13 protein-coding genes are annotated in these 18889 nt (G+C 71.3%); all 13 read right to left on the minus strand.

Translation table 11 applies throughout. The features are described 5' to 3' along the window. Window positions 1-2 precede the first annotated feature (2 nt). Window positions 3-1448: a GTPase ObgE gene (gene obgE, locus ACXNSR_RS13660; protein ID WP_458642314.1), complete on the minus strand. Its 1446-nt coding sequence runs from the start codon at window positions 1446-1448 to the stop codon at window positions 3-5. A gap of 180 nt (window positions 1449-1628) precedes the next feature. Next, on the minus strand, window positions 1629-1883 hold the full coding sequence (rpmA, locus tag ACXNSR_RS13665; RefSeq protein WP_030840805.1) for a 50S ribosomal protein L27: 255 nt from the start codon (window positions 1881-1883) through the stop codon (window positions 1629-1631). A 13-nt stretch (window positions 1884-1896) separates the two neighbouring features. Further along, window positions 1897-2217 carry a 50S ribosomal protein L21 gene (rplU, locus tag ACXNSR_RS13670; protein WP_030013082.1) on the minus strand — a complete coding sequence of 107 codons (321 nt, stop codon included), beginning with the start codon at window positions 2215-2217 and terminating at the stop codon, window positions 1897-1899. 283 nt (window positions 2218-2500) lie between these two features. Then, on the minus strand, window positions 2501-6562 hold the full coding sequence (locus tag ACXNSR_RS13675) for an Rne/Rng family ribonuclease (RefSeq protein WP_458642315.1): 4062 nt from the start codon (window positions 6560-6562) through the stop codon (window positions 2501-2503). Window positions 6563-6799: 237 nt separating this feature from the next. Beyond that, on the minus strand, window positions 6800-7579 hold the full coding sequence (locus ACXNSR_RS13680) for a TIGR03936 family radical SAM-associated protein (RefSeq protein WP_458642316.1): 780 nt from the start codon (window positions 7577-7579) through the stop codon (window positions 6800-6802). A gap of 110 nt (window positions 7580-7689) precedes the next feature. Further along, window positions 7690-8775 (minus strand): hypothetical protein, encoded by a 1086-nt coding sequence (locus ACXNSR_RS13685; protein WP_458642317.1) that lies wholly within the window; start codon window positions 8773-8775, stop codon window positions 7690-7692. A 63-nt stretch (window positions 8776-8838) separates the two neighbouring features. After that, entirely contained in the window at window positions 8839-10764 is a 1926-nt protein-coding gene (locus tag ACXNSR_RS13690; RefSeq protein ID WP_458642318.1) for a TIGR03960 family B12-binding radical SAM protein, read from the minus strand. Between the two features lie 72 nt (window positions 10765-10836). Next, window positions 10837-12357: a CYTH and CHAD domain-containing protein gene (locus ACXNSR_RS13695; RefSeq protein ID WP_458642319.1), complete on the minus strand. Its 1521-nt coding sequence runs from the start codon at window positions 12355-12357 to the stop codon at window positions 10837-10839. A 49-nt stretch (window positions 12358-12406) separates the two neighbouring features. Then, on the minus strand, window positions 12407-13606 hold the full coding sequence (gene rodA / locus ACXNSR_RS13700) for a rod shape-determining protein RodA (RefSeq protein ID WP_458642320.1): 1200 nt from the start codon (window positions 13604-13606) through the stop codon (window positions 12407-12409). Between the two features lie 170 nt (window positions 13607-13776). Then, window positions 13777-15957 carry a penicillin-binding protein 2 gene (mrdA, locus tag ACXNSR_RS13705; protein WP_458642321.1) on the minus strand — a complete coding sequence of 727 codons (2181 nt, stop codon included), beginning with the start codon at window positions 15955-15957 and terminating at the stop codon, window positions 13777-13779. Window positions 15958-15970: 13 nt separating this feature from the next. Further along, complete coding sequence (mreD, locus tag ACXNSR_RS13710; RefSeq protein ID WP_458642322.1) at window positions 15971-16678, minus strand: rod shape-determining protein MreD; 708 nt, start codon at window positions 16676-16678, stop codon at window positions 15971-15973. A gap of 13 nt (window positions 16679-16691) precedes the next feature. Next, window positions 16692-17639: a rod shape-determining protein MreC gene (gene mreC / locus ACXNSR_RS13715; protein WP_458642323.1), complete on the minus strand. Its 948-nt coding sequence runs from the start codon at window positions 17637-17639 to the stop codon at window positions 16692-16694. A 135-nt stretch (window positions 17640-17774) separates the two neighbouring features. After that, window positions 17775-18794 (minus strand): rod shape-determining protein, encoded by a 1020-nt coding sequence (locus tag ACXNSR_RS13720; protein ID WP_030008578.1) that lies wholly within the window; start codon window positions 18792-18794, stop codon window positions 17775-17777. Window positions 18795-18889 lie beyond the last annotated feature (95 nt).

Genomic DNA, 18889 nt, shown 5'->3' on the forward strand with positions numbered 1-18889 from the left:
GCTCAGAACGGCCGGAATTCGTCGTACTCCTGCTGTGCCGAGTCCCCGCGCTTGGCTTCCTTCTCCTTGCGGCGCTGCGTCGCCGGACGCGGAGCGTCCATCCGGTGGTCCTCGCCGCGGCGGCCCAGCATCTCGGCGCCGGCCATCATGGTCGGCTCCCAGTCGAAGACGACCGCGTTCTCGTCGGAGCCGATGGCCACGCCGTCACCGGCACGGGCGCCGGCCTTCTTGAGCGCGTCCTCGACGCCGAGGCGGTTGAGGCGGTCGGCCAGGTAGCCGACGGCCTCGTCGTTGTTGAAGTCGGTCTGGCGGACCCAGCGCTCCGGCTTCTCGCCGCGCACGTTGTAGACGTCCTCGGCCTCGTCGTAGGTGACGGTGAAGCCGGCGTCGTCCACGGCCTTCGGGCGGATGACGATACGGGTCGCCTCCTCCTTCGGCTTGCGGGCGCGGGCCTTGGCGATGACCTCGGCGAGGAAGTAGGAGAGCTCCTTCAGACCCGTACGGGCGACCGCGGAGACCTCGAAGACCTTGTAGCCGCGGGCCTCCAGGTCCGGGCGGACCATGTCGGCGAGCTCCTGGCCGTCCGGGATGTCGACCTTGTTGAGGACGACGAGACGCGGACGCTTCTCCAGGCCGCCGCCGTAGAGCTTGAGCTCCTCCTCGATGACGTCGAGGTCGGCGATCGGGTCGCGGTCGGACTCCAGCGTGGCGGTGTCCAGGACGTGCACCAGTACCGAGCAGCGCTCGACGTGGCGCAGGAACTCGAGGCCCAGGCCACGGCCCTGGCTGGCACCGGGGATCAGACCCGGGACGTCGGCGATCGTGTAGACCGTGGAGCCGGCCGTGACGACGCCCAGGTTCGGGACGAGGGTGGTGAAGGGGTAGTCCGCGATCTTCGGCTTGGCGGAGGACAGCACCGAGATCAGCGAGGACTTGCCGGCGCTCGGGAAGCCGACCAGCGCCACGTCGGCGACGGTCTTGAGCTCCAGGACGATGTCGCCGGTGGTGCCGGGCACGCCGAGGAGCGCGAAGCCGGGGGCCTTGCGGCGTGCGGAGGAGAGCGCGGCGTTGCCGAGACCGCCGCGACCGCCCTCGGCGGCCACGTAGGTGGTGCCCTGGCCGACGAGGTCGGCGAGGACGTTGCCCTCCTTGTCGAGGACCACGGTGCCGTCCGGCACGGGCAGGACCAGGTCCTGGCCGTCCTTGCCGGAGCGGTTGCCGCCCTCGCCGGGCTTGCCGTTGGTGGCCTTGCGGTGGGGGCTGTGGTGGTAGTCCAGCAGGGTGGTGATCGCCTGCTCCACCACCAGGATGACGTCGCCGCCACGGCCGCCGTTGCCGCCGTCGGGGCCGCCCAGCGGCTTGAACTTCTCCCGGTGAACGGAGGCGCAGCCGTGGCCCCCGTTACCCGCGGCGACGTGCAGCTCGACGCGGTCCACGAAGGTGGTCATGGGTGTTCCTCCAGATACATACGGGAATGTCCCAGGCAGGTCGTATGACTACCCCTGCCCATTAAAACGTGGTCTGTATGACAACGCGCCGAGGGCGGACCTCTCTTCCCGGCTTGCGCCGGGAAGAGCTGAGATCCGCCCTCGGGAAGTTACGAACGCGCTAGATCAGCAGGAGCTGGATCAGGCGGCCGGAACGATGTTGACGACCTTGCGGCCACGGTGCGTGCCGAACTGGACCGAACCGGCCTGCAGCGCGAACAGCGTGTCGTCGCCACCACGACCGACACCCGAACCCGGGTGGAAGTGGGTGCCGCGCTGGCGGACGAGGATCTCACCAGCGGAAACGACCTGACCGCCGAAGCGCTTCACGCCGAGCCGCTGGGCATTGGAGTCGCGCCCGTTCCGGGTGGACGATGCGCCCTTCTTGTGTGCCATGTCTCAGTCCCTCTTACTTCGCAGCCGCGGGGATACCGGTGACCTTGATCGCCGTGTACTGCTGGCGGTGACCCTGGCGACGGCGGTAGCCGGTCTTGTTCTTGTAGCGCAGGATGTCGATCTTGGCGCCCTTGTGGTGGTCCACAACCTCGGCCGTGACCTTGATGCCGGCCAGGACCCACGGGTCGCTGGTCACGGCTTCGCCGTCGACAACGAGCAGGGTCGAGAGCTCGACCGTGTCGCCAACCTTGGCAGTGGAAATCTTGTCAACCTCAACGATGTCGCCGACAGCAACCTTGTGCTGGCGACCACCGCTGCGCACGATGGCGTACACGCGGATCTCTCTCTCACTCGGGACGGATGCTCCTGAAGCCAGCCGCTCAGGCAAGCCCCGCCGAGAAGACGGAACCGCACCGATCCGGATTGGACGAGCGGCCTCTCCCGCCCGACGCTTGCGCGTACGGAACGTGAGGAAGGTGCTCAGGAGCGCGGCGCTCTGCAAGACACGCCGACGGTCTAGGTTACGGGGCCGGTTCCGGAGGGTCAAACCGGGCCCGTACGGCCGTGGGCCCCGCCATTCGGCGGCGCCCACGGCCGCTGTGTCACTCAGCGGTGGATCAGGCTTCGGTCGGAGCCGACACGGACGGCGGGGTCTGCTGCTCCGCCGCCGCGGTCTTCTTCGTCGCCCGCTTCGCCGCGGTCTTCTTGGTCGTGGCCGCCTTCTTGGCCACGGTCTTCTTGGCGGCCGCCGCCTTCTTGGCCGGGGCCTTCTTCGCCGCGGTCGCCTTCTTGGCCGGAGCCTTCTTGGCGGCCTTCTTCGCCGGTGCGGCCTCCTCGGCCACCGGTACAGCGGCCTCCTCGGCGGGCTCCTCGGCGGGCGACGCGGCCTCGACGACCACCACGGCGGCCTCTGCCGCGCCTGCCGGGGAACCGGCGGGTGCGGTGGCCTTGCGGGTGGCACGGCGACGCGGACGGGCCGGAGCGGCCTCCGCGACGGGGGCCTCCTCGACCTCGGCGACGGCGACGACCTCGGGCTCGGGCTCGACGACGGGCTCGGGCTCCGGCACGACGACCGGCTCCGGCTCCGGGGCCACCTCGGCCACGGGGGCCGGGGCGCCCGCCGGGGCGGTGGCCTTACGGGTCGCGCGGCGACGCGTACGGCCCTTCGGCGCGGCCTCCTCGACGACCTCGGCGACCGGGGCGGCCTCGGCCACCTCGGCGACCGGGGCAGGCTCGGCGACGAACTCGGGAGCCGGCTCCAGCACCGTCTCGGCCGGCTCGGTCACCGGCTCGTCCACGACCGCGGGGGCCGGGGCCTGGACCGGAGCGGCCCCACCGCGCGGGGCGCCCGCCGGAGCGGTCGCCTTACGGGTGGCACGGCGCCGGTTGCGGCGACCGCTGATGCCCGCGGCGGCCTCGGCCTCGGCCGGGCTGCTGTAGAGCTCCTCGCCCGCGACGAACTCCGGCTCGGGCAGGGCGCGCGGCGCGGCGACCTCGGCGGCCACCTCCGCCTCGGACTCGAAGGCCTCGGTGTCGACGGACTCGACCGTCTCGACCGTCTCGACCTCGTGGTCGTGCTGGTCGAACTCGGCGCGGCCACCACGGCGCTTGGAGCGCTTGCCGTTGCCACCGCCGCCGATCGCGGTCGGCTGCTCCATGTGCACGATGACACCGCGGCCGTTGCAGTGGACGCAGGTCTCGGAGAAGGACTCCAGCAGACCCTGGCCCACCCGCTTGCGGGTCATCTGGACCAGGCCCAGCGAGGTCACCTCGGCCACCTGGTGCTTCGTACGGTCGCGGCCCAGGCACTCCAGCATGCGCCGCAGGACCAGGTCGCGGTTGGACTCCAGGACCATGTCGATGAAGTCGATGACGACGATGCCGCCCAGGTCGCGCAGCCGCAGCTGGCGCACGATCTCCTCGGCCGCCTCCAGGTTGTTCCTGGTGACGGTCTCCTCGAGGTTGCCGCCCTGACCGGTGAACTTGCCGGTGTTGACGTCGATGACGATCATCGCCTCGGTCTTGTCGATCACAAGCGAGCCGCCCGAGGGCAGCCACACCTTGCGGTCGAGCGCCTTGGCGAGCTGCTCGTCGATCCGGTACGTCGCGAAGACGTCGACCTCGGAGGTCCAGCGGGACAGCCGGTCGGCCAGGTCCGGAGCCACGTGGTTCACGTAGCCGTGGATGGTCTCCCACGCGCCGTCACCGCTGACGATGACCTTCGAGAAGTCCTCGTTGAAGATGTCGCGCACGACGCGGACGGTCATGTCCGGCTCGCCGTACAGCAGGCTCGGCGAAGACGTCGAGATCTGCTTCGACTTCTTCTGGATGTCCTCCCACTGGGCCTGCAGACGCTCGACGTCGCGGCGCAGCTCGTCCTCGCTCGCGCCCTCGGCGGCGGTGCGCACGATGACGCCCGCGTCCTCGGGGACGATCTTCTTGAGGATGGTCTTCAGACGCGCGCGCTCGGTGTCGGGCAGCTTGCGGCTGATACCGGTCATTGAGCCCTCGGGCACGTAGACCAGGTAGCGGCCGGGCAGCGAGACCTGGCTGGTCAGGCGGGCACCCTTGTGGCCGATCGGGTCCTTGGTGACCTGCACCAGGACCGACTGGCCGGACTTGAGCGCGGACTCGATGCGGCGCGGCCCGTTGGCCATGCCGAGCGCCTCGAAGTTGACCTCGCCGGCGTACAGGACCGCGTTGCGGCCCTTGCCGATGTCGATGAAGGCGGCCTCCATCGACGGCAGCACGTTCTGGACCTTGCCCAGGTAGACGTTGCCGACGTACGAGGTGGCCTCTTCCTTGTTGACGTAGTGCTCGACGAGCACGTTGTCCTCGAGGACGCCGATCTGGGTGCGCTCGCCGGCCTGGCGGACGACCATGACGCGCTCGACGGCCTCACGGCGGGCCAGGAACTCGGCCTCGGTGATGATCGGCACGCGGCGGCGGCCCTGCTCGCGACCCTCGCGGCGGCGCTGCTTCTTCGCCTCCAGGCGCGTCGAGCCCTTGATGGACTGGACCTCGTCGGAGGACTCGGCCTTCTCCCGCGCGGGGCGCGGCTCGCGGACCTTGACGACGGTACGGACGCCGTCCTCGTCGCCCGCTTCGGCGGTCTCGGCCGGGCCCTCGCCACTGCGACGACGGCGACGACGGCGACGACGGCTGGAGCTGGAACCGAGGGCCTCGTCGGCCTCCTCGTCCTCTTCCTCCTCGGCGTCCCGCTCGGCGGTGTCCTGCTCGGCGGCCTCGGCCTCGGCCTCGTCCTCGGCGGACTCGTCGAGGTCGGCGGCCTCACCGCGACGGCGGCGACGGCCACCGCGACGACGGCGGCGCGACGGGCGCTCGCCCGACTCGTCGCCCTCTTCGAAGTCGGCGGACTCCTCGTCCAGCTCGGCGGCCTCGGCCTCCGGCTCCGCCTCCGCGAGCACCTCCGGAAGGGAGACCGGGGCGGTCTCGGCGGCCGGAGCGGACTCGGCGGCGCCGCGGCCACGGCGACGGCGGCGGCCGGCGGGCTGCGCGGCGGGAGCCGCGGTGACCTCGGCCTCGAACTCGTTCTCCTCTTCCTCCTCGACCTCTTCGGCCGGGGCGGCGGCGCGAGCGGCCGCGGCGGCCATGGCAGCGGTCTCGGGGGTCTGGAACATCGGCTCGGCGAAGACCGGGGCCTGGAAGACGGCCACGGCGGGACGCGCGGCGCGGCGGGCGCGGGCCGGGGCGGCGGGCTCGGCGCTCTCGGCGACGGGCTGCGCGGCGGCGGCCGGAGCGGCGGAGCGGGTGGCGCGGCGGCGGCCGCCGCGCTTGGGCGAGTCCACGGCGTCGGCGACGGTCACGGCGCGGGCGGCCTTGGGGGCCTCCTCCACGACGGGCGCCGGCTCGACGGCGGGGGCCTCGGCGACGGGGGCGGCCTCGGTGGCCGGAGCGGCGACGGCGCGGGTGGCACGACGACGGGCACGCGGCGCGGGGGCGGCCGGAGCCTCCTCCTCCACCACGGGTGCGGGAGCCTCGGCCACGGGCGCCGGCTCGGCGGCCGGGGCCTCGACCACGGCCGGAGCCTCGGCGGCCGGAGCGGCCACGGCACGGGTGGCACGACGACGGGCACGCGGCGCCGGAGCGGCCGGAGCCTCCTCGACCACGGGCGCCGGCTCGGCGACGGGAGCCTCGGCGGCCGGGGCCTCGACCACGGCCGGGGCCTCGGTCGCCGGAGCGGCGACGGCGCGGGTGGCACGACGACGGGCACGCGGCGCGGGGGCGGCCGGAGCCTCCTCCTCCACCACGGGCGCGGGAGCCTCGGCCACGGCGGCCGGAGCCTCCGGGGCGGCGACTGCGCGGGTCGCGCGGCGGCGGGTCCGCGGCGCGGGAGCGGCGGGCTCCTCGGCGACGGGAGCGGCGGCCACGGGCTCGGCGGCCGGGGTCTCGACGACGGCCTCGGCGGCCGGGGTCGCCGGAGCGGCCACGGCGCGGGTGGCGCGGCGGCGGGGACGAGCGGGGGCGGCCGGAGCGGCCTCTTCGGCGGGGGCGGCCGGGGCGGCCTCGGTCACCGGGGCCGTCTCGGCGACGGCGCCACCGGGCGGGCCCGCGGGCCGGGAAGCGGCACGGCGGCGACGGCGCGGCGGCAGGTTGTCGCTGGGGCTGCCGCTGTCGGCGTTACCAGCAGGGGTGGTGTCGTTTTCGTTGTTGAGCATTGCGGGCGGTTCTCCCGTCACGCTCCCGGGCGCCGCGGCTGACTTCCGGTCCGGCACGGCTCCGCGCAATGAGCGCGGAACCGGCCTCCGGGGCGCGTTCGCCACACGGGAGCTGCTTAGTCCATGGCCGCCGGTTCCGTACGTCTTGTCCGTACGGCCTGGCGGAAGTCTTCAGGTGTGTGCGCGGCCCGACCCAGGTGGCTCCCGAGTACCAGGGCTGCGCGACGACGGCGTTCCTTACGCGGCGGGACCTTCCGGCGCCTTCGCGTCGGCTGCTACGGCGGCCGTGGGTGGAGCGGCCGTGTCAGCCTCGCGGTCGGGCGCGAGCGGGTCGGTCACCGTGCCGGACTCCTCGTCGAAGAGCCCCTGCGCCAGCCTGGTCACCGCTGAGGGGACCGGCGGCGCCAGGTCGGCCACAGCTCGGAGACCGGACAGGACGTCGTCGGGTCGCACGGCAGGTGTCAGATGCCGAACAACCAGCCGCAGTATCGCACAGGCATTGTCCAGCGGCCTATCAGCCGGGGCGGGAAGCGCTTCGAGGCTGACGACCGCGCCACGCGTGTCGAAGGTCCGCATTCCGTTCTTGGTCCGGCGCTGCACCTCCACGTTCTCGGCGGCGAGGAAGACCGACACGGCCCGCTCGGCCTCGGCGAGCTCCACGCCGTCCAGGCGCAGCTCCCACACGGAGGCGGTCAGCCGGTCCGCGAGGCCGGAGGTGCGGGCCTCGACGGCGTCGATGATGTCGAGTCCGGTGGGCATCGACTCGTCGAGCAGCTCACGGAGCTTCTCGGGGTCGCGGGGCGCGGCGAGGGCGATCTCCAGGTACTCGGCCTCGCTCCCGGTGCCGGTCGGTGCGGCGTTCGCGTACGAGACGCGCGGGTGCGGGGTGAAGCCGGCCGAGTACGCCATCGGCACCTCGGCGCGGCGCAGGGCCCGCTCGAAGGCGCGCTGGAAGTCACGGTGGCTGGTGAACCGGAGGCGGCCGCGCTTGGTGTAGCGCAGTCGGATGCGCTGCACCACCGGTGCGGGAGGCGGGCCTTCGGGCTGTCGCTTGCCCAGTGGTTCTTCTCCTTGTGCGGGGCTCCGCGGCTCGCGCGTCGCCCTGAGGTCTGTCGACCCGCTCCGGCTCACCCCTGCCGTCGGGGCAGGGAGATCTCGTCAGCGGGTGCCGCGTCGGCGGCTGTCGTACTACCCAGAGTACGCGCCCGTGACCTCGCCGGTTCCACGGGAGGAGTACCGAAGAGGGCGCGGCGCACGGAGGCGCGGGCCTCGCGGACCGCGGCGCGGCCGGTCCGCCAGACCTCGCGGACGGCGTGCCCGGCGGGCGTCAGGACGTGCCGGTACAGCCAGGCCGCGGGCCACCCGATCAGCACCCGGCCGACCCACTTGAGCCCGCGCCACAGCGCGGCGGTGATCAGCCCGGCCACGTGCCAGGCCCATACGAGGACCCGTCCGGCCGGAGCGAGCACGTAGCGGTACACGACCGCGGCCAGCCACCCGAGCCCGAGCCCGACGGGCCGCAGCAGGTACCGGTACCCGGCGACCACCAGCCACACGAAGCCCAGCCCGACGGGCCGCAGCACATACCGGTACACCGCGACCACCAGCCACACGAGCCCCAGCCCGACGGGCCGCAGCACGTACCGGTGGACCAGCGCGGCCAGCCGTACGAGCCCGTGGCCGAGGGGCGCTAGCACGTAGCGCCACAGCCCGACCCAGGGCCACACGAACAGCGTCATGCCCAGCGCCCACCCGATCCGGCCGATGCCCTTGGCGAGGGGCGCGAGCAGGTAGCGCATGCCGCCCCGGCCCAGCCAGGCGAGCGCCGCGCCGAGCGGACGCAGCACGTAGGCGCCCAGGATCCGCCCGGCCGGCGCGAGCAGGTGGTCGTACGCACCGTGGCACAGCCACGCCAGCCCCCGGCCGACCGGGGTGAGCACGTACCGCCACAGCCCGACCCACGGCCACACGAAGACCAGCTTGAACAGCGTGGTCAGCAGCCACCCCAGCGCACGCAGCAGCGGTGCGAGGACGTGGACGTACAGCGGCCCGAGGACGTGCCGGTGCACGACCCGGCCCGCGGCGACCAGCAGTTCCCAGACCACCCGTACGGGCAGTACGACAAGTACGGCGACGATCTTGACGGGGATCCTGATGAGGCCCACCAGGCACCCGTCGCCGCCGTCGGCCGGGAGTCGCTTGTCCGTTTCCATGCAGTGGGGGACACGACGAAGGCCCCCACCCGTTGCGGGCGGGGGCCTCTCGTGACCCAAGGGTTACTTCACGACCGACAGCGGCAGCAGCTTCTTGCCGGTGGGGCCGATCTGGATCTCGGTCTGCATCTGAGGACACACGCCGCAGTCGAAGCACGGGGTCCAGCGGCAGTCGTCGACCTCGGTCTCGTCGAGGGCGTCCTGCCAGTCCTCCCAGAGCCAGTCCTTGTCGAGACCGGAGTCCAGGTGGTCCCAGGGCAGGACCTCCTCGTAGGTCCGCTCGCGGGTCGTGTACCAGGCCACGTCCACGCCGTAGGCGGGCAGCGTCTTCTCGGCCGCCTCCATCCAGCGGTCGTAGCTGAAGTGCTCGCGCCAGCCGTCGAAGCGGCCGCCCGACTCGTACACGGCGCGGATGACGTCGCCGATGCGGCGGTCGCCGCGGGAGAGGAGGCCCTCGACGATGCCCGGCTTGCCGTCGTGGTAGCGGAAGCCGATGGAGCGGCCGTACTTCTTGTCGCCGCGGATCTTGTCGCGGAGCTTGCCCAGGCGGGCGTCCGTCTCCTCGGCGGACAGCTGCGGCGCCCACTGGAACGGGGTGTGCGGCTTGGGCACGAACCCGCCGATGGACACCGTGCAGCGGATGTCGTTCTGGCCGGAGACCTCGCGCCCCTTGGCGATGACGTTGACCGCCATGTCGCCGATCTGGAGCACGTCCTCGTCGGTCTCGGTGGGCAGGCCGCACATGAAGTACAGCTTCACCTGGCGCCAGCCGTTGCCGTAGGCGGTGGCGACCGTCCGGATCAGGTCCTCTTCCGAGACCATCTTGTTGATGACCTTGCGCATGCGCTCGGAGCCGCCCTCGGGGGCGAAGGTCAGGCCGGAGCGGCGACCGTTGCGGGTCAGCTCGTTGGCCAGGTCCACGTTGAACGCGTCCACGCGGGTCGACGGCAGGGACAGGCCCACCTTGTCGTCCGAGTAGCGGTCGGCGAGGCCCTTGGCGATGTCGGCGATCTCCGTGTGGTCCGCGGAGGACAGGGAGAGGAGACCGACCTCCTCGAAGCCGGTGGCCTTCAGTCCCTTCTCCACCATTTCGCCGATGCCGGTGATGCTTCGCTCCCGCACGGGGCGCGTGATCATGCCGGCCTGGCAGAAACGGCAGCCGCGGGTGCAGCCGCGGAAGATCTCCACGGACATGCGCTCGTGGACGGTCTCGGCGAGCGGGACCAGGGGCTGCTTGGGGTAGGGCCACTCGTCGAGGTCCATGACCGTGTGCTTGGACACGCGCCACGGCACGCCGGAGCGGTTGGGCACGACACGGCCGATGCGGCCGTCCGGCAGGTACTCGACGTCGTAGAAGCCGGGGACGTAGACGTTGCCGGTCTTGGCGAGACGCAGGAGGACCTCTTCGCGCCCGCCCGGCCGCCCCTCGGCCTTCCAGGTGCGGATGATCTCGGTCATGTCGAGGACGGCCTGCTCGCCGTCGCCGATGACCGCGCAGTCGATGAACTCCGCGATCGGCTCGGGGTTGAAGGCCGCGTGGCCGCCCGCGAGGACGATCGGGTGGTCGACGGTGCGGTTGCGGGCCTCCAGCGGGATGCCGGCCAGGTCCAGGGCCGTGAGCATGTTGGTGTAGCCCAGCTCCGTGGAGAAGGACAGGCCGAACACGTCGAAGGCGGAGACCGGGCGGTGGCTGTCCACGGTGAACTGCGGCACCTTGTGCTCGCGCATCAGTTCTTCGAGGTCGGGCCACACGCTGTAGGTGCGCTCGGCGAGGACGCCCTCGCGCTCGTTGAGCACCTCGTACAGGATCATGACGCCCTGGTTGGGCAGCCCGACTTCGTACGCGTCCGGGTACATGAGAGCCCAGCGGACGTCGCAGCTCTCCCACTCCTTGACCGTGGAGTTGAGTTCACCGCCGACGTACTGGATGGGCTTCTGCACATGCGGAAGCAGGGCCTCAAGCTGAGGGAAGACCGACTCGGTCATCACGCGACTTTCGTGAAGCGGGCAGGGGGCAGCTCTCAAGCGTACCTCGCGGCTCGGCCGCCCCCATCCACATGATCATTCCAATGGGATCCGCAGCGCGGGGTCCGAGGCCTCGGCCCAGATGTCCGGAAGCTCCCGCTCGCGCCGCTCGGCCAGGGCCTCCTCGCGCGCGTAGAGCACGCCCCAGGTGAAGGCGGACTCGCCGGCGGCCGTCGCCTGGACCGCGAGGCCGCGCAGGGCGTCGCGGGCCACGACGCTGTCCTGGTGGTCGCCGAGCAGGCTCTGCACCGACTTGCCGGCCTTGGCCAGGCGCTTCGCCTGCTTGCCGAGGACGGGTTCGGCCGATTCGGCCGCGTAGCGCAGGCGCTTGGCGGCCTTGCGGGCGTCGTGCAGGGCCAGGTCCCGCTCGTGGCCCTGGTCGAGCGAGAGCGCGCCGACGACCCGGTCCGCGAGGCGCGCGTAGTCGCGGAGCACCGCCTTCGGCAGGACCGCCTCCGGGGGCCGGGCGGCGGCCTTCTTCAGCGGAGGCTCGTCCAGGAGGGCGTCGAGGGAGTCCAGCAGGGCCACGTAGCGGGCATTGTCGAGTACGGCGAGCGCCCTGCGGCGCGATGCGGAGCGCCGCGCCGTGTTCCACGTGCGCAGCCTGCTGCGGACCGGCCCGATCAGCAGGGTGCGGGGCAGCTCGCCGAGGTGGGTCTGGATCCGCTCCAGCAGGACCTCCTGGTCGCGGTCGACGCCGAGCTCGGCGGCGAGCCAGCGCAGCTCCTCGCCGATGGGGTCGGTGGCGGTCCGGTCGATCACCTTGCGGTAGGTCTTGAAGGCGCTGCGGATCCGGCGGCTCGCGACCCGCATCTGGTGGACGGAGTCCGGCAGCCCGCGCCGCACGGCCGGGTCCTGGGCGACGAGCGCGTCGCGCTGTTCGCGCAGGTACGCGAGCACGTGCGCGCCCGCGGTGCCCTCGGGCCCGCCGCTCCCGGGCCGGGCCGGGGGCTCGGCGGCGGTCTCGGCGAGGGCGCGGGCGAGCTTCGAGGGGGCGTCGGAGACCCGGAGTCCGGCCTTGCGGAAGGTCTTCTCGACGGCGTCGAGCAGTTCGGGGTCGACGCCGTCGGCGAGTTCCACCTCGACCTCGGTCCAGGTGGCGGTGGTCTCGCCGCGTTCGGCGACGACCGCGTCGGTGCTCAGTTCCGCGAGCAGGGCGCCGCCCGCGTCGAGCAGGTGGCTGATCTTGCGCGAGGAGAGGAGTCTGACCTGCGGCTGGAGCCCGGCGCCGCGGACACGGGAGCGGACGAGGGCGGCGAGTGCGGGCGGGACCGTGTCACTGAGTGCGGCCCCGATCTCGTCGCGCACTCCCGGCGAGACGGGCAGTTTGAGGTGCCAGCCCTCGTCCGCGCCGCCCGTTCTGCGCCTCAGGGTGAGACCGTCGGCGGCGAGCCGCTGGTCGGGGGTGTCGTAGTAGACGGCGTCGAGGTCGACGGTGCCCTGGTCGGAGACGGCCGCGATGGCGGCCGTGCCCGTCAGGTCCGGGACCCCGCGCCGGGCAGTTTTGGCCTTGGAGAACTCGAATTTCCGCTCGATTTCACGCTTGGTGTCCGCCATAGACCGAACTTAGTCCTGAACGGATCACGTCGGCACGGTGAACGGAACATCAGGCTGACAATGGCCGTTGCACCTTGATCGACTGCAGGAGGCCGATCGCCACCCACACCGCGAACATCGATGATCCTCCGTACGAGACGAAGGGCAGTGGGAGCCCGGCCACCGGCATGATCCCGAGGGTCATCCCGATGTTCTCGAAGGACTGGAAGGCGAACCAGGCGATGATCCCGGCGCACACGATCGTCCCGTACAGCTCGGTGGTCTCCCGGGCGATCATGCAGGCCCGCCAGAGGATGATCGCGAGCAGCAGCAGGATCAGTCCGGCCCCGACGAAGCCGAGCTCCTCCCCCGCCACGGTGAAGACGAAGTCGGTCTGCTGCTCGGGCACGAACTGGCCGGTGGTCTGCGAGCCCTTGAACAGCCCGGAGCCGGTCAGGCCGCCGGAGCCGATCGCGATGCGGGCCTGGTTGGTGTTGTAGCCGACGCCGGCCGGGTCGAGCTCGGGGTTGGCGAAGGCGGCGAAGCGGTTGATCTGGTACTCGTCGAGTACGCCGAGCTGCCATATCAGGACGGCACCGCCCGCGCCGGCGCCGAGCAGGCCGATCACCCAGCGGTTGGAGGCGCCGGAGGCCAGCAGCACGCCGAGCACGATCACGATCATGACCATCACGGAGCCGAGGTCGGGCATCAGCATGACGATGCCCATCGGGGCCGCGGCCAGGCAGAGCGCCTTGACCACGGTGCGGTGGTCGGGGTGGGCGAGGTCGCCCGCGTCCACCCGGGTGGCCAGCAGCATCGCCATCACCAGGATGATCGTGATCTTCACGAACTCGGACGGCTGGAGGGAGAATCCGCCGCCGATGACGATCCACGCGTGGGCGCCGTTGATGGTGGCGCCGAGCGGGGTCAGCACGGCGAGGATCAGCACGAGGGAGAGCCCGTAGAGGACCGGTACGGCGCCGCGCAGGGTGCGGTGGCCGAGCCAGACCGTGCCGATCATAAGGACGAGGCCGATGCCGGTGTTCAGGGCGTGCCGGGCCAGGAAGTAGTACGGGTCGCCCTGGTTCAGCGTGGTCCTGTTGCGGGTCGCCGACCACACCAGCAGGGCGCCGATGCAGGAGAGGGCGGTCGCGGAGAGGAGTATCGGCCAGTCGAGCCGGCGCACCACCGAGTCGCGGGCGGTGAGCTTGGCCATCGTCCCGCGCTCGGGCGCGTACCGGGAGACGGAGAACTTGTTGGCGGTCGGCATGTCTTCCCTTAGGGGGTGTCTCGTCGATCGGGGCGGATCAGGGAGCGGTGGGCGGTGCCGTGGATCGCAAGGCGGACGAGGGGGGCGACGCGGAGCGTCGCCGACCGAGGACAACGCGGCGAGGCGCGGTGCCGACCGCCGCGAGCCCGCCCTGATCGGCGAGACACCCCCTAATCCTGGCGAGCCGCGGGCGGAGCGGGCGGCCCTGCGAGCACGGCCGGTTCCAGATCCTCCGGGGAGGCCGGCACGTACGGCCGGATCTCCGGGGAGATGATGGAGCCGTCGGGCTCGATCCGGGGCAGTTTCGCCTCGGGGCCCAGCAGCAGGGCCTTCTTGAGGTCCTGCTTCCCGTCCATGGTCAGACCGTAGATGGCGTTGTAGAGGTTGCGGACGGCGGGGCCGGAGGCGCCCGAGCCGGTGCCGCCCTGGGAGATCGTCATGACGATCGTGAAGTCCTTGGTGTAGGTCGCCAGCCATGACGTGGTCTGCTTGCCGTAGACCTGTGCGGTGCCGGTCTTGGCGTGCATCGGGATCTTGTCCATCGGCCAGCCGCCGAACCGCCAGGCGGCGGTTCCGCCGGGCTCGACGACCGAGCGCAGGCCCTTGTCGAGGTCGCTGATGGTCTTGGCGTCGATCGGCAGCCTGCCGTGCGACTGGGGCTTGATCATCTCGATGTGCTTGCCGTCGGGGCTGATCACTGCCTTGCCGACGGTGGGGTTGTAGAGGGTGCCCCCGTTGCTGATGGCGGAGTACGCGGTGGCCATCTGGATGGGGGTGACGAGGACGTCGCCCTGGCCGATGGCGAAGTTGATGCTGTCGTAGGCCTTCAGCTGGTTGCCTTCGAGGCAGCTCTCGTAGGCGATCTGCTCGACGTAGGTGCCGCCCCGCTTGCCCTGCTTGCACCAGGCGTTCTTGTTGGCCTTCCAGAAGTTCTGCTTCCACTTCCGGTCGGGGATCCGGCCGGTGACCTCGTTCGGCAGGTCGATGCCGGTCTCGGAGCCGAGTCCGAACTCCCGGGCGGTCCGGTAGAACCAGTCGTGGGCGTCCTTCTTGGGGCTGAGGCCTCCGTCGCGCTGCCACTCCTTGTGGCCCAGGGCGTAGAAGACGGTGTTGCAGGAGAACTTGAGGGCGTCCCCGAGGGTGATCGGGCCGTGCCCCTTGGACTCGAAGTTCGCGAAGCTCCGGCCGCCGAGGCTGTAGGAGCTGCTGCAGTTGTACTTGTCGTCGAACTTGTAGCCGGCCCGGACGGCCGCGCTCGCGGAGACCACCTTGAAGATGGAGCCCGCGGGGGCCATGCCCTGGATGCCCCGGTTGAGCAGCGGGTAGTTGGAGCTCTTGCTGGTGAGCTTCGCGTAGTCCTTGCCGGAGATGCCGCCGACCCAGGTGTTGGGGTCGTAGTCGGGCTGGGAGGCCATCGCGACGATGCGGCCGGTCTTGGCCTCCATGACGACGACGGCTCCCGAGTCGGCCTCGTACTTGCGGCCGGTGATGTTGTCGGTCTCGTTGCGGACGACCTTCATGGCGTCCTGGAGCTCGTACTCGGCGACGGCCTGGACCCGGGCGTCGATGCTGGTGACGAGGGTGGATCCGGCCACGCCCGGGTCGGACTTGGTCTGGCCCATGACCCGGCCGAGGTTGTCCACCTCGTACGAGGTGACCTCCGCCTTGCCTCGCAGCTGCCTGTCGTAGGTGCGTTCGATGCCGGAGCGTCCGACCTGGTCGGACCGCAGGTGCGGCGAGTCGGAGTCCTTGGCCTTCTGGATCTCGTCGTCGGTGACCGGGGAGAGGTAGCCGAGCACCTGCGCGGTACGGGCCCCGCCGGGGGCCGGGTAGCGGCGGACCGCGGTGGGCTCGGCGGTGATGCCGGGGAAGTCCTCGGGGCGTTCGCGCAGTTGCAGCGCCTGCTGGGTGGTGGCTTCGAGGGTGACCGGGATGGGCTGGTACGGGGAGCCGTTCCAGCAGGGTGCGGGGGTCTGGGAGTCGCAGAGCCGGACCTTTTCCATGACCTCCTTGGGGGTCATGTCCAGGACGTCGGCGAGGCGGGTCATGACGCCCTTGCCCTTGTCCTTCATCTTCATCAGCGCGGTGCGGCTGGCGGAGACGACGAGGCGGGTCTCGTTGTCGGCGAGCGGGACCCCGCGGGCGTCGAGGATCGAGCCGCGCACGGCGGGCTGGACGACCCGCTGGACGTGGTTGCTCTTCGCCTCGTGGTAGTACTCGTCGCCGTTGCGGATCTGGAGGTACCAGAGCCGGCCGCCGAGGGTGAGGAACATCGAGAGGACGAGCACCTGGATCATGACGAGCCTGATCTGCACCCGGGAGGTACGGCCGGTCTCCGGAACGTTGGTCACGACTGCTCCTCCCTCACAGCTTTTTGACGCTCTTCACACCCTTGACCGCCTTGACCCCCTTTATACGGACAGCCTTGTTGGCCCGCGAGCGGGCGGTCTTCAGGCGCAGGCCGCCGCGCTGGCTGCCGATGCGCAGGCCCGTACCGCCGGCCAGCCAGCCGGCGGAGACGTCGGCGGCCTTGTTGGCGGGGCCGCCGCCGGCCTCGACGGCCATCGGGTCGTTCTCGGCCTTCCGCGCCAGCGCCATGATCCACGGCACGGTGAACGGCGCGAGCAGCAGGTCGTAGAGGGTGGCGGTGAACACCAGCCCGGTCAGACCCACGTGGCGGGCGGCGGTGTCGCCGACGAGGGCGCCCACTCCCGCGTAGAGCAGGGTGGAGCCGATCGCGGCGGCGACGACGGTGAGCATCGGGCCCCAGGCGGAACGGAACCGGCCGCCGTCGGGGCGGGTCAGTCCGGCGACGTAGCCGATGACGCACAGCACGAGCGCGTACCGCCCGGCGGCGTGGTCGGCGGGCGGGGCCAGGTCGGCGAGGAGGCCGGCGGCGAACCCGATGAGCGCGCCGCTGACGTGCCCGTACACGAGTGCGAGCGAGACGACGGTGAGGAGCAGGAGGTCGGGCACGGCGCCGGGCAGTTGGAGCCGGCCCAGGACGGTGACCTGGATGACGAGGGCGACCACGATGAGGGTGGCCGAGAGCAGGATCCGGTTGAAGCGCATGCGTGGTCTGCTCCTAGTCGTCGGCCGGCTTGGCGGGCGCGCCGGCGGATCCGGACGGGGTGACCGTGACGGTGACCGTCGGGGTGGGCTTGGGTGCCTCGGGCTTGGGCGGCAGGACCGCGTCGCGGGGGTCCTCGCGCGGCGGCATCACGACGACGCCGACGATGTCCAGGCGCGAGAAGCCGACGAACGGACGCACCCAGACGGTGCGGGTCAGGTCGCCGCGCGAGGGGTCGACCTTGACCACCTCGCCGATCGGCACGCCGGGCACGAAGGGCTTGTTGCCGCGCGAACCGAAGGTGACGAGCCGGTCGCCGGGGTTGACCTTGGCCTTGCCGTTGAGCATCTGGACGGACAGGGCGCGGTCGCCCTGGCCGGTGGCGAAGCCCAGTTCGCCGGTCTTCTCCAGCCGGGTGCCGACGGTGAAGTCGGGGTCGTTGGCGAGGACGACGGTGGCGGTGTCGGGGCCGACGGTGCTGACCCGGCCGACGAGGCCGTCGCCGTTGAGGACGGTCATGTCGCGTTCGATGCCGTCCTTGCTGCCGGCGTCGATGGTGACGGTCCACGAGAAGCCCTGGGCCGCTCCTATGGCGATGACCTCGGCGCCCTTGATGCCGTACTGGCCGGCGCCGGCCCGCTTGAGCATCTCGTCGAGCTCGTGGATGCGGCTGCGGGTCTGGTCCTCGCTGCCCAGCTTGGCCTTCAGCGCGGCGTTCTCGCGCTCCAGCGTGGCGACGCGGTTGTGGCGCTCGCCGGAGTCCCGTACCGCCCCTATGGCGTTGGCGACCGGATCGACCGCGGTCGCCACACCTTCCTCGACCGGGCCGAAGACCGCTGCGGCGGCCTGCCGGGCACCGTCGACCGGCGACTCCTCGCCTGCCCTGATGTCCACCGTGATCAGTGCGAACGCGATGGCGATCAGAAGCACCAGGAGCAGCCGGCTTTCTCGTGTGTCCCTCACGTGCGGCGGCCGTGCCTTCCTCGTCGGATTTCTCTTTTGCCTGTATATCAACGATCCGCCGCACGGGCCCGGTAGCACCCGTACGGCGGATCCTTGTGTGTTCCGCATGGCCCCTCCGGCAAGGAGGGGCATCTGTCAGCGACGGGGCTGGGCGTCCAGGACCTGCTGGAGGGCCTCGAACTCCTCGACGCACTTGCCGGAGCCGAGCGCGACGGAGTCGAGGGGGTCCTCGGCGATGTGGATCGGCATGCCGGTCTCCCGGCGCAGCCGCTCGTCGAGACCGCGCAGCAGGGCGCCGCCGCCGGTCAGGACGATCCCGCGGTCCATGATGTCGCCGGAGAGCTCCGGCGGGCACTTGTCGAGCGTGGTCTTGACCGCGTCGACGATGGAGTTGACGGGCTCCTCGATGGCCTTGCGGACCTCGGCGGCCGAGATGACGACCGTCTTGGGCAGGCCGGAGACGAGGTCGCGACCACGGATCTCGGTGTGCTCGTCCTTGTCGAGGTCGTAGGCCGACCCGATGGTGATCTTGATCTGCTCGGCCGTGCGCTCACCGAGGAGGAGCGAGTACTCCTTCTTGATGTGCTGGATGATCGCGTTGTCGAGCTCGTCGCCGGCCACCCGGATGGACTGTGCCGTGACGATTCCGCCGAGGGAGATGACGGCGACCTCGGTGGTGCCGCCGCCGATGTCCACGACCATGTTGCCGGTGGCCTCGTGGACGGGCAGGCCCGAGCCGATGGCGGCGGCCATGGGCTCTTCGATGATGTGCACCTGGCGGGCGCCGGCCTGCGTGGACGCCTCGATGACCGCGCGTCGCTCCACTCCCGTGATGCCGGAGGGAACGCAGACCACCACGCGCGGGCGGGCCAGGTAGCGGCGCTTGTGGATCTTGAGGATGAAGTACCGGAGCATGCGCTCGGTGATTTCGAAGTCGGCGATGACGCCGTCCTTGAGGGGCCTTACGGCGACGATGTTGCCGGGCGTGCGCCCGATCATCTTCTTCGCCTCCGAGCCGACCGCCAGGATGCCACCGGTGTTCGTGTTGATGGCGACCACGGACGGCTCGTTCAGGACGATCCCCCGGCCCCTCACGTACACCAGCGTGTTGGCGGTCCCGAGGTCGATCGCCATGTCACGGCCGATGAACGACATTTTGTTCCCCTTGTTCCCCATGAGGAGCGTCTGGCCTTCCAGTTGATAGCGGCTGCTGTCAGGTCGGCGAGGTGGGTGTGTGGGTGGAGGCCCCA

The sequence above is a fragment of the Streptomyces sp. NC-S4 genome (assembly GCF_054353315.1).